We start from the raw sequence: 11,418 nt of genomic DNA on the forward strand, positions 1-11,418 counted from the left end.
AAAGAATGGTATTTTTGTTTTACAAATAACGTACATGAGTGATAATAAAAAACGTGACCTGATTGGGGCCATCAAAGAAAAAGGAAAGACTTTAGAGGCAGAAATGTCTTTTTTTGACCATATAGATGTACTTAGAAAACATTTACTACGCTCATTACTGGTCGTAGTATTATTTACCATAGGCGCATTCTGGTTTTCAGACTTTATATTTAATGATCTGATCATGGGGCCTAAGAACCCTGATTTCTGGACTTACAGAATGATGTGCAAGATGGCTGCTGCATGGCCGAACCTGATCGGTTCAGACTTTTGCATCACGCATATTGATGCCAAGATCATCAATACAGAAATGGCCGGACAGTTTACCCTGCAGATCAATGCCTGCGTAATGGTCGGCATTATACTCGGCATCCCATACATTTTATTTGAACTATGGCTGTTCATTAAACCTGCCTTACACGACAATGAGCGCAAATCGGCCAGTCATTTTGTGATGTTTGCCTCTACACTTTTCTTCATAGGGATCCTGTTCGGTTATTATATAGTATGTCCGCTGTCCGTTAACTTCCTCACAAATTTTACGGTAAGCCCTGATATACAGAATACCTTTACCATCACTTCTTATCTTTCTTCTGTAGCGACATTAACCATTGGCTCCGGGATCATCTTTCAGCTGCCCGTAGTGATTTATATTCTGTCAAAGTTCGGCATCATGACCCCTAAGTTCATGCGTTCAACCAGAAGATATGCCGCTGTAATTATCCTCATTGTTGCTGCAGTTGTAACACCTACAGCAGACGTGATGACAATGCTTGTAGTAGCCTTCCCACTATTTGTACTATACGAACTGAGTATCTTTATATCAGCTAATATTGAGCGCAAAAGAAATAAGGAGCTTTATGGGGTAGCCAAAGTAAAGAAATCGTAAAACGCCCATATTACTTTATCAAAATAAATTTAAAAGATGTCAACCGATAAAAAAATTAAAATCGCAATAGGTGCAGATCACGCCGGCTTTGAATACAAGGAACTCCTAAAATCTTATTTAAGTGACCATGAAGTTAAAGATTTTGGCACCCACTCGGCCGATTCTGTTGATTATCCTGATTTTGCACATCCTGTTGCGGAAGCTGTAGAAAGTGAGGCTTATACTTTTGGTGTACTGGTTTGCGGCAGTGCCAATGGGGTTGCCATAACTGCCAATAAGCATCAGCAGATCCGCGCAGCAATCTGTTGGCAAAAGGAGATTGCCGAACTTGCCAGAATGCACAACAATGCCAACATTATCTGTATCCCGGCAAGATTTGTATCTGAAGAACTGGCAAAAGAGATGGTAAGCACCTTTCTAAACACTGCTTTTGAAGGTGGAAGACACGCTGGCAGAGTGAATAAAATGTCGTGCTAAACCAGGAAACATGAAAAAGCACCTTTTATATAGCAGTATTATTTTGCTGATGGGCTGTACCGCATCAGCACAAAACAGAGATGCGGTAAAATTTAGTCAGACCATTAACAAAGACAATGCCTATAGACATCTTTCTGTGCTTGCCTCTGACGAATATGAAGGTAGGGAGACTGGTAAAAAAGGGGGCTGGATGGCCGCAGAATATATTAAAAATCAGTTTAAGGTTCTGGGTTTAAATGGTCCGGTAAACGGCGATTATTTTCAGTCTGTAGACATGGCTTCTTTTGGTATTTCGCAGATGCTAACGCTGGAAGGCCAACCCGCAGAACCCATTAAAGATTTTTATGTCGTACCTTCATCGGTATCAGGCAGCGGCTTTGCTTTTAATTCAGGCAGCATTTTATTTGCAGGTTATGGGCTGAACAAAGAGGGCTATAACGACTACGAGGGGAAGGATATTACCGGTAAGGTAGTGATGATCCTTAAAACTGCAGAACCTTCGGGTACAACTACTGCAAAAACAGGTGGTAATATCAACACAAAAATTAAATACCTATCGGATCATAAAGCCCGTGCTGTTCTGGTAATAGACCCTGTGATTGATAACATGCCGGATAACCTGAAAAACTATCTGCAATCTGAACAGATGGTAATGAAAACCAAAGAAAACCTTGACCGCCTGAACGAGCCGCAGGGCATGCCCGTTATCTACATCGGTACGACTTTAGCCAACCAGATCTTAAAAGGGGCAAAAACTACCTTAGATGCATTAAAAAAGAAAATGACCGAAACCGGGAATCCGGTTTCGCAAGTCTTAACCGTCTCTGTTACTGCCAGTGCAAAGAAAACTGAAAATAAAATAAGGACTGAAAATGTTTTGGGCTTTTTGGAAGGTAGTGATCCAAAGTTAAAGAAAGAAATTCTAGTGATTACTGCACATTATGATCACATTGGCATTACTCCGGATGCAAAAGGTGACGATAAAATCAACAATGGAGCTGACGACGACGGCTCAGGGACAACCGGAGTGCTGATGATTGCCGAAGCCTTTTCAAAAGCTAAAAAAGCTGGGAAAGGCCCTAAAAGGAGCATCTTGTTTATGACGGTAACGGGTGAAGAGAAGGGGCTGTTAGGTTCCGAATGGTATTCGGAATATCCTGTTTTTCCATTGATCAATACGATTACCAATCTGAATATAGATATGATAGGCCGTGGAGATGCTGCGCATGCCCAGGATAACAATTTTGTTTATATCATTGGTTCTGATATGTTAAGCAGCGACCTGGACCGTATAGGTAAAAAAGCGAATAACGATTATGTAAAGATGAACCTGGACGAACGTTATAACAACCGTACAGACCCAAACCGTTTCTACTACCGATCTGATCATTATAATTTCGCCAAACATGGCATCCCGGTTATCTTTTATTTCAATGGGGTCCACGAAGATTATCATCAGCCGGGTGATGAGATCAGCAAGATCGACTTTCCAATGCTGGCTAAAAGGGCAAGATTGGTTTACTACACAGCCTGGGAGCTGGCAAATGGCGCCAAGCGACCTGCTGTGGACAAGAACGAAGACGGAACAAAGAAAAAATAAGATCTTTAAACCTGCCCCACCCGGCAGGTTTTTTTATACCATGTAAATCTGGCATAACAATGCTTCTGATTTATTTTTATATTTGGAAGATGATGAAGGTATCTGAGGAATTTTTGATTAAAGCGGATGAGAAGGCCTTTGATTTAGGGCATCGCAAAACAATTAATTACAACATAGGCAAATACAATACAGCCGTAGAACGTGGATTGTCCAAATTTGAGAACCTGGAAAATTCGAAAAAGAAAGCACATGTAATTAAATGGCGGGTAATGGAAAACCTTGACAAATTTCTACCTGAGTTTGAAGCCAATTTTCAGCGCAGGGGTGGAAAAGTAATCTGGGCAAATGACACCCAGGAAGCGCAAAAGGAAATCCTGAACATCATCAACAGAACCGGGGGTAAAACGGTCATCAAGTCAAAATCAATGACCACTGAAGAAATCCATCTCAACGATTTTTTAGGAGAGCATGGTATAGAATCGCTGGAAAGTGACCTCGGTGAATACATCGTCCAGTTGTTGGGCCAACACCCTTATCATATTGTAACGCCTGCCATGCACCTCAATAAGGAGGAGATTGCCAAATTGTTTCATGAAAAATTTGGTACTCCTTTAGACTATACCCCTCAGCAGCTTACACAAAAAGCCCGTGAGCTTTTGAGAGAAAAGTATCTGAATGCAGATATCGGCATTAGTGGTGGAAATTTTTTAATTGCAGATACCGGGAGTATTGCCTTAACGGAAAATGAAGGGAATGCCAGGCTTTGCACTACCTTTCCTAAAATCCATATCGCCCTTGTAGGTATAGAAAAAATTATCCCGTCAATGGCAGACCTTGACCTTTTCTGGCCATTACTGGCCAGCCATGGTACCGGCCAGAATTTAACGGTATACAATACCATACTAAGTGGGCCAAGACGCGGCGAAGAAACAGATGGTCCTGAAGAAATGTATGTCATCCTGTTAGACAATGGCCGCACAAATCTGCTGGCACAGAAAGATCAGCGCCAGGGCTTATACTGTATCCGTTGTGGTGCCTGCCTGAACGCCTGTCCGGTATATAAAAATATCGGCGGACATACTTATAACACGACTTATAGCGGCCCTATAGGCTCCATCATTACCCCCCACTTAAAGGGTATGAAAGAATTTAAGCATTTGAGCTACGCCTCAAGCCTCTGCGGAAAATGTTCGGAAGTCTGTCCCGTAAAGATCGACATCCATAAAATGTTGCTCCTGAACCGCAGGGATGCGGCAGCGGAACACGACAATACTAAAACTGAAGAAATTGGCTGGAAGATCTGGAAAACCAGCATGTTAAAAAGGTCAAGAATGGATGTTTTTGGCGGAAAGATCAAGAATTTCTTTCTGAAATTTCTGTTTAAAAAGATCTGGGGCAAATACCGTGAAATGCCTGAGGTTGCACCAAAATCTTTTGCTAAATTGTGGAGGGAAAAAAACAAAGATCCGAAAAGCTTATAATTTATGACCTTCGACAGAAAAGATAAGGACAATGTCACGCTGTTAAATTTTTATTTACAACTCCTATATCCCAGGATGGTGGAGGAAAAGATGTTGATCTTATTGCGTCAGGGCCGCATTGGAAAATGGTTTTCTGGTATTGGACAGGAAGCCATTGCAGTAGGCAGTACCATGGCAATGAAAGCCTCGGAATACATCCTTCCCATGCACAGAAATTTAGGGGTCTTTACTTCAAGGAATGTATCCTTAACCAAACTGATGGCCCAATGGCAGGGCAAAGCTACTGGTTTTACAAAAGGCCGCGACCGTTCCTTTCATTTTGGAACCCAGGAACACAAAATCATTGGAATGATATCCCATCTAGGGCCTCAAATGGCACTTGCCGACGGTATTGCCCTTGCAGATGTACTGATGGGCAAGCAACAAGTTACGCTGGTATTCACAGGAGAAGGCGCGACCAGCGAGGGCGATTTTCATGAGGCCGTGAATGTAGCCGCAGTATGGGACCTGCCAGTTATTTTTTTAATTGAAAACAATGGCTATGGCCTATCAACGCCTGTTAACGAACAATTTAGATGTAAGAACCTGATAGATAAAGCCATAGGTTATGGCATCGAAGGATTTAAAGTGGATGGAAATAACATCCTTGAAGTATATGACCTGATTGACAGGGTTGCCTGCAGAATGCGGGAAAACCCTAAACCTGTACTGATAGAATGCCTTACTTTTAGAATGCGTGGTCATGAAGAGGCATCGGGCACAAAGTATGTTCCCCAGGAGCTTTTAGATGAGTGGGAAAAAAAAGATCCTGTTAAAAATTTCGAACAATATCTGCTCGATCAAAAAATACTTAATCCTGATTCAATTGAGGAAATAAAAGCCAGCCTGAAAACTGAGATTGATAATGAGGTTGAAAATGCTTTTAATGAAGCCGATCCGCTTGCTGATTCTGAAAGGGAATTGAAAGCCATGTATTTCCCTTATGCTGGTACAAGCACAGCACCGGATAGTACTATTGCAAAAGATATCCGTTACATTGATGCCATTTCTGATGGTCTCCGTGTAGCCATGCGAAGGCACAACAACCTGGTACTAATGGGCCAGGATATTGCGGAATATGGTGGTGCCTTTAAAATAACTGATGGTTTTGCCGAGGAATTTGGCAAAGCGCGGGTACGGAACACCCCTATCTGCGAATCGGCCATTGTAGGCGCAGCGCTTGGCCTTTCCATAAACGGGTATAAGGCCATGGTGGAAATGCAGTTTGCCGACTTTGTGACCTGTGGTTTTAACCAGATTGTAAATAATCTGGCTAAAACACATTACCGCTGGGGAGAAAAAGCAGATGTGCTGATCCGTATGCCTACCGGTGCTGGTACAGGTGCTGGTCCTTTTCATTCACAAAGCAATGAAGCCTGGTTTACTAAAACACCTGGGTTAAAGGTGGTGTACCCGGCCTTTCCCGCAGATGCCAAAGGCCTGCTCCTTGCCGCCATAGAAGATCCAAACCCGGTCATGTATTTTGAACATAAATACCTGTACCGTTCTCTGCACGGACTTGTACCGGAAGGCTTTTATACCCTGGAAATAGGGAAAGCAAACGTCTTGAGACGTGGTGAACAATGCTGCATCATTACTTATGGTTTAGGTGTTCATTGGGCAATGTCCTACCTGGACCAAAATCCGGACCTTTCTGTTACACTGGTAGATTTGCGAAGTTTGCAGCCCTGGGACAAAGAAACTGTGGCCAGTGCCGTTAAAACAACCGGACGGGTGCTTATTTTACATGAAGACACACTGTGTTCTGGTTTTGGTGCTGAACTTGCCGCCTGGATTTCCGAGCATTGCTTTAAATACCTGGATGCTCCGGTAATGCGCTGCGCCAGTAGTGATACAGCAATCCCCATGAATAAGGTACTGGAAGATAGCTTTCTTGCAAAAAGTCGTTTAAAAGGTTCGATCAGACGTTTACTCGCCTATTAAACAAACTGGCACGATAATGGCCATTTTAGCTCTAAATCCATCAGGTATTATGAAAGCTATTTATTTTCCCATCCTTTTGCTATTTCTTTGTAGTTGTAGCCGAAAGCCTAAACACCCACAGGCAGGGTTAATTAACCAGCGCACTGCAGCTAGTATGAGCGAAAAGGATATCCTGCAATATGCAGATTCTATAGATGCAAATTCAAAAGACCTGGAAAAACAAACCAGTCTGGTTTATCAGCTGGGAGATCAGTTAATGTATGCATCACAATACAGCTGGAACGGGAGCCCCATAATGTTTATTGAATATATCAGCAATGAAGGCTTGAGCAACCAGACAAGGAAATATTACTTAAAAAACGATAGTCTGGTATTGGTTAAAGAAAAAATTAGCATGGACGGTGAAAATGCACAAAAATATACTGAAAGCAGGGCCTACATTAGAAACAACATCGTTTTTAAAAAAGAAAGCCGGTTAGCCGTAACTGAAGCCGCACTTAAATCAAACAAATATACCCTCCAGCAAACACCAGCAAAAAACAATCAGGAATTTGCTGAGAATATTTTACGCCTTAAAGATGCTGTCCGCGCCAGTAATAAATTTGAAGTCGTGTTTGACAACATCATTTCAGTTGCAGAAGAAAGCCGTATATTGCTAAAAAATAAGCTTCCTGATGGATACAGCGCCACTGTTGTGGTAAGAGACCAGGATGCATTTATAGATAGCCTGATCAGCATGCCTGCTGTTTTTAAAGATAAAAAACTGAATTTTAAGTGGCAGGTTAATGATAAAGAAGCGGTTTATGTACCGGTTGCAGCAAGTGTGACTTCTGCAAGCGGATTAAACAGGTAAACATTCCCATTATCAAGACAAACACAACGGTAGCGTTTTCTAAGCTTTTCACCTTTTTTAAACTGTCTTCCGTCCTTAATCCTGAATACTGCATGTAAAGGCAGCTCTTCCAGTCTGGAAACATCAGCCAACACATCGTACCTTTTTAATGCCCTGGATAACTTCAGGTCGGTACAGCTAGCTGCCGAGGGGTTATTCAAATAACTAACAATCGCTTTTTTCAGGTCCTCAGGAAAAATACTTTGCTCCAAAAATGGCACCATCATTCTTTTAAAATTATGTTTCCATTCATTTCCATGAGGTTTTACCTTGTTCTTATAGTCGTTCCAGGTAAGCAGATGTGCAAATTCATGTACGGTAGTTACCAAAAAAGCATAAGCGTTGAGGTTATTGTTTACAGAAATCTTGTGCCCTGCTTCCTTGAAGGGATGCCTGTAGTCGCCCAGCTTGGTGGCCCTGCCTTTTGATATTTTAAATTCACATTGAAAATAATCTATCCACTTCGCAATGATCGGCGCAGCAGCTACGGGCATATATTGTGATAAAATTTTCTCTTTTTCCACCACCACCAAGATAAATAAATTACTTCAAAAGTTGATAAGCAATAAGGGCAGCCACATAAGCCATAGCAGTCATATATCCCAACTGTATCATCGGCCATTTCCAGCCTTTAGTTTCGCGATAAACAATAGCAACTGTACTCATACATTGCATCGCAAATGCATAAAACAACATCAGTGAAATTCCGGTAGCAAAAGTATAAACCGGCATACCGGTTTTACTGTTTATCGAACCGGCCATTCTTTCCCGTATGGTCTCACTGTCCTCATCTCCTCCATCAACACTATAAATGGTAGCCATGGTACCGACAAAAGCTTCACGTGCAGCGAAAGAAGTAATTAATGCAATTCCAATCTTCCAGTCATAACCTAACGGACGTATTACCGGTTCTACTGCATGCCCAAGTAAACCAACATAGGAGTTCTCAAGCTTTTCTGTAGCAATTAAAGTTTTTATATGGCTGGTATTTGCCGCAGGATCTGCTAAAGCTGAAGCATACTTTTGATCGATCTTTTCGAATCTGCTTCCCGGTCCGAAAGAAGCCATTACCCAGAGAATGATTGAAATTGCAATAATAACCTTCCCTGCTTCGAAAACAAAAGTCTTTGATTTTTCGTACATGGTATAAATCACATTTTTCCACCTTGGCATCCGGTATATCGGCAGCTCCATAATGAAATAGGATCGCTCTTTAGATTTAATGATGACCTTCATCACCCATGCTACTAAAATAGCGGCAACAAAACTGATCAGGTACATCACCATCAATGCGAGTCCCTGCAGATTGATGATCCCGAAAACTGTCTCTGAAGGGATCACAAGAGAAATGAGCAGGATGTAAACAGGTAAACGCGCAGAACAGCTGATCAATGGGGTAACCATAATCGTAATCATTCTATCCTTCCAGTTTTCTATATTCCTTGCCGCCATAATGGAAGGCACTGCGCAAGCCAGTCCGCCTATCATTGGTACTACAGATTTTCCATTAAGCCCCACCTTGCTCATGATCTTATCCATCATGAAGGTAACCCTGGCCATATATCCGGTATCTTCCAAAATAGAGATAAAAGCAAAAAGTATCGCTATCTGAGGAATAAAGACAAAGATTCCACCCAATCCTGCAACTACCCCATCCAATAGCAAATCTGTAAGCATACCTTCAGGCAAGTGTTCGTGTCCAAATCCGGCCAACCAACCAAAACCATTTTCAATCCATTCCATCGGAAATGTTGCCCAGGCAAATATGGCATTGAAAATCACAAAAAGGAGGAGCATAAATATTACAAAACCCCATAACTTATGAGTCAATACAGCATCCAGCTTATCGCTGAACGAATATTTATTTTTTCCTCTGTCAATAACCACATCAGCCAGAACGTTGCTGAGGTGTTTATAGCGCGCAATGGTTTCTGCTGCCTGTATCTTCGAAGATTCGAAACCATTGGACTGCTCTATGCTTTCAATTTCTTCCTGTTCCGCAGCATTAAAAAAAGCCAGGTATTCATGCTGGTGCAATACCTGTAGTGCGTAATAATCACGAGTTGCACCAATTTTATGCTTAATGGCCCGTATGGCATCCGGCGCTAAAAAACTTACTTCAAAATCGCTCACCTGGGTGGCCATATTCGTATGTGCTATTGCCTGCTTCAAAGCATTGATTCCGATATTGTTCCTGGCAGAGATGGGCACCACCTGAACGCCAAGCTTAGCAGCCAGCTTATCGGCATCAATTTCAATACCTTGCTTTTCATTCAGGTCAATCATATTCAGGGCCAGTACTATTGGGATTCCCAAATCGGCTACCTGTGAATACAACAGCATATTCCGCTTTAAATTAGTGGCATCAACAAGGAGTACAATCACATCCGGATAACTGCTGTTTTTGGCATCGGCAAGCACTTGAAAAACAATACGCTCATCAGCGCTTTTAGGGTATAGGCTATATGTACCTGGTAAATCTGTAATCTGTATCTGCCTGCCGTCTGCTAACTTAGCATAGCCTATTTTTTTATCGACAGTAACTCCGGGGAAGTTTCCGATTTTTTGGTTTAATCCCGTTAAACGATTAAAAAGAGTGGATTTTCCTGTATTGGGATTACCAACTAATGCAACTTTAATATCCAACGCCGATTGATTTTATTGAATAATGATAACTGCAGCCTCACTTTTACGTAAACAAAGCTGATAACCTGCCACACGAATGGCAATAGGACAACCAAGTGGTGCAAAACGTTCAACTTCTACAAGCTCTCCAGGTAAACAACCCATTTCCATTAATTTCACAGACATCTCCAAGTCTGTAAATGCTACAATAGTTCCTTGTTCTCCTGGATTAAGCTGCGAAAGTTTCATCTATATTAAGATTTGTATAAATTTTCAATGAGTCTCCTGTCCTGTTACTAACTCCTGTTTGCTCATTGCTTATTAGGGCGCAATTTAGACTTAATTTATAATAATTCCAAATAAAGACCATAGGGAAAGGCTTTCCTTTATGGTCTTTATTTGGTCATTTTATTGATCTAAAAATCAGAAATGATGAAATGCTTTAATGTCTGGGATAACTATTATAGCTAACTTTAGGACAGTGGCAACCAGGTTTAAAAATCCCACAGCTGCCCATTAGGCATACCAGTAGTACTAAAGCCAGTTTAATTGCCGGTTTTTTCATTATAATTAGATTTATGTAAGAGTATATAACTAAACACACCCATAAACACACCGATCATATCACAGCCAAAATCCCACCACTCTGCGGAGCGATAACTAAAAAACTTCAACTGTAACAATTCTATGCCGGCACCCAACAGGGCTGTAATCACAATAATCTTAAAAATAGTTAAAGAGCTAAAACTGTAATTGTGCTGGTGCCTGATCTTGCCATAAAACAACAGAATCGTGAGCACGAAAAAAAAGCCCATGTGGACAAACTTATCAAACCCTTCGAAGAAAAAGCCGTGGCCATTGCCCGAGGGCATCCTCATTGTACAAAGGACTACGATGATGACGGTCCATACTACCGCCCAGACCTGATATTTTAATTGTCCAAAAATATTCATTTACTAAGCGCCTACAAGGGCTTTGTAAGCATCAGCAGTCAATAGTCCCTCTGCTTGCGCAGCATCGGAAACTGTTACTTTTACCATCCAGCCCTGACCATAGGGATCGGTATTTACCAGTTCAGGATTATCATTCAGGGCAGCATTTACTTCCAATATCGTTCCGGTTAGGGGCATAAACAGGTCAGAAACCGTTTTAACTGCCTCAACAGTACCAAATACATCATCTTTAGCTACCTCATCACCTACGGTATTGATGTCAATATATACAATATCACCCAATTCACGCTGTGCAAAATCTGTAATTCCAATAAAAGCTTCATTACCTTCAATCTTAACCCATTCGTGGTCTTTAGTGTACTTTAATTCTGATGGAAAATTCATTTTTTTATTTTATTTGTTAGTTGCTATGTTTTATGTGGTATCTGGCAATCCCATGCCGGTCCGCTTCAAAGGTAATTAAATCTCATCATTTAAAA

Annotated in this window: 11 protein-coding genes; 6 read left to right on the forward strand and 5 right to left on the reverse strand. The window is 41.5% G+C overall.

Translation table 11 applies throughout. From position 1 onward, the window contains the following. Positions 1-34 precede the first annotated feature (34 nt). The 6 genes from tatC (at position 35) to HDC92_RS11950 (ending at position 7,322) form a co-directional block, all read left to right on the forward strand. The gene (gene tatC, locus HDC92_RS11925; protein ID WP_015809620.1) at positions 35-928 is read left to right on the forward strand and encodes a twin-arginine translocase subunit TatC; all 894 of its coding nucleotides are present in this window, start codon (positions 35-37) and stop codon (positions 926-928) included. A 36-nt stretch (positions 929-964) separates the two neighbouring features. Continuing rightward, complete coding sequence (gene rpiB / locus HDC92_RS11930; protein ID WP_015809621.1) at positions 965-1,405, forward strand: ribose 5-phosphate isomerase B; 441 nt, start codon at positions 965-967, stop codon at positions 1,403-1,405. Positions 1,406-1,415: 10 nt separating this feature from the next. Next, positions 1,416-3,005: a M28 family peptidase gene (locus tag HDC92_RS11935; RefSeq protein ID WP_183874713.1), complete on the forward strand. Its 1,590-nt coding sequence runs from the start codon at positions 1,416-1,418 to the stop codon at positions 3,003-3,005. Between the two features lie 89 nt (positions 3,006-3,094). Beyond that, entirely contained in the window at positions 3,095-4,486 is a 1,392-nt protein-coding gene (locus HDC92_RS11940) for a LutB/LldF family L-lactate oxidation iron-sulfur protein (protein ID WP_183874715.1), read from the forward strand. A gap of 3 nt (positions 4,487-4,489) precedes the next feature. Next, positions 4,490-6,469: a thiamine pyrophosphate-dependent enzyme gene (locus HDC92_RS11945; RefSeq protein ID WP_183874717.1), complete on the forward strand. Its 1,980-nt coding sequence runs from the start codon at positions 4,490-4,492 to the stop codon at positions 6,467-6,469. A gap of 154 nt (positions 6,470-6,623) precedes the next feature. Continuing rightward, positions 6,624-7,322, forward strand: coding sequence for a hypothetical protein (locus tag HDC92_RS11950; protein WP_183874719.1), 699 nt, complete (start codon positions 6,624-6,626; stop codon positions 7,320-7,322). On the opposite strand, the gene HDC92_RS11955 is transcribed toward HDC92_RS11950, so the two are convergent. The 5 genes from HDC92_RS11955 to gcvH all read right to left on the reverse strand — a co-directional run bounded on the left by HDC92_RS11955 (position 7,271) and on the right by gcvH (position 11,323). Continuing rightward, positions 7,271-7,885, reverse strand: coding sequence for a SprT-like domain-containing protein (locus HDC92_RS11955; protein ID WP_015809626.1), 615 nt, complete (start codon positions 7,883-7,885; stop codon positions 7,271-7,273). The genes HDC92_RS11950 and HDC92_RS11955 overlap by 52 nt on opposite strands. A gap of 19 nt (positions 7,886-7,904) precedes the next feature. Then, positions 7,905-10,007 (reverse strand): ferrous iron transport protein B, encoded by a 2,103-nt coding sequence (gene feoB, locus HDC92_RS11960; protein ID WP_183874721.1) that lies wholly within the window; start codon positions 10,005-10,007, stop codon positions 7,905-7,907. Between the two features lie 12 nt (positions 10,008-10,019). Beyond that, positions 10,020-10,235: a ferrous iron transport protein A gene (locus HDC92_RS11965; RefSeq protein ID WP_015809628.1), complete on the reverse strand. Its 216-nt coding sequence runs from the start codon at positions 10,233-10,235 to the stop codon at positions 10,020-10,022. Between the two features lie 296 nt (positions 10,236-10,531). Then, positions 10,532-10,939 (reverse strand): VanZ family protein, encoded by a 408-nt coding sequence (locus HDC92_RS11970; protein ID WP_015809629.1) that lies wholly within the window; start codon positions 10,937-10,939, stop codon positions 10,532-10,534. A 3-nt stretch (positions 10,940-10,942) separates the two neighbouring features. Further along, entirely contained in the window at positions 10,943-11,323 is a 381-nt protein-coding gene (gene gcvH / locus HDC92_RS11975) for a glycine cleavage system protein GcvH (RefSeq protein ID WP_015809630.1), read from the reverse strand. Between the last annotated feature and the right edge of the window lie 95 nt (positions 11,324-11,418).

The organism is Pedobacter sp. AK017 (genome assembly GCF_014200825.1).
Taxonomy (GTDB): Bacteria; Bacteroidota; Bacteroidia; order Sphingobacteriales; family Sphingobacteriaceae; genus Pedobacter; species Pedobacter heparinus.

What these genes read in the sequence shown, in the direction of transcription:
- tatC (WP_015809620.1), top strand. Translation starts at nt 35, where the DNA reads ATGAGTGATAATAAAAAACGTGACCTGATTGGGGCCATCAAAGAAAAA.
- rpiB (WP_015809621.1), top strand. Translation starts at nt 965, where the DNA reads ATGTCAACCGATAAAAAAATTAAAATCGCAATAGGTGCAGATCACGCC.
- HDC92_RS11935 (WP_183874713.1), top strand. Translation starts at nt 1,416, where the DNA reads ATGAAAAAGCACCTTTTATATAGCAGTATTATTTTGCTGATGGGCTGT.
- HDC92_RS11940 (WP_183874715.1), top strand. Translation starts at nt 3,095, where the DNA reads ATGATGAAGGTATCTGAGGAATTTTTGATTAAAGCGGATGAGAAGGCC.
- HDC92_RS11945 (WP_183874717.1), top strand. Translation starts at nt 4,490, where the DNA reads ATGACCTTCGACAGAAAAGATAAGGACAATGTCACGCTGTTAAATTTT.
- HDC92_RS11950 (WP_183874719.1), top strand. Translation starts at nt 6,624, where the DNA reads ATGAGCGAAAAGGATATCCTGCAATATGCAGATTCTATAGATGCAAAT.
- HDC92_RS11965 (WP_015809628.1), bottom strand. Translation starts at nt 10,235, where the DNA reads ATGAAACTTTCGCAGCTTAATCCAGGAGAACAAGGAACTATTGTAGCA.
- HDC92_RS11970 (WP_015809629.1), bottom strand. Translation starts at nt 10,939, where the DNA reads ATGAATATTTTTGGACAATTAAAATATCAGGTCTGGGCGGTAGTATGG.
- gcvH (WP_015809630.1), bottom strand. Translation starts at nt 11,323, where the DNA reads ATGAATTTTCCATCAGAATTAAAGTACACTAAAGACCACGAATGGGTT.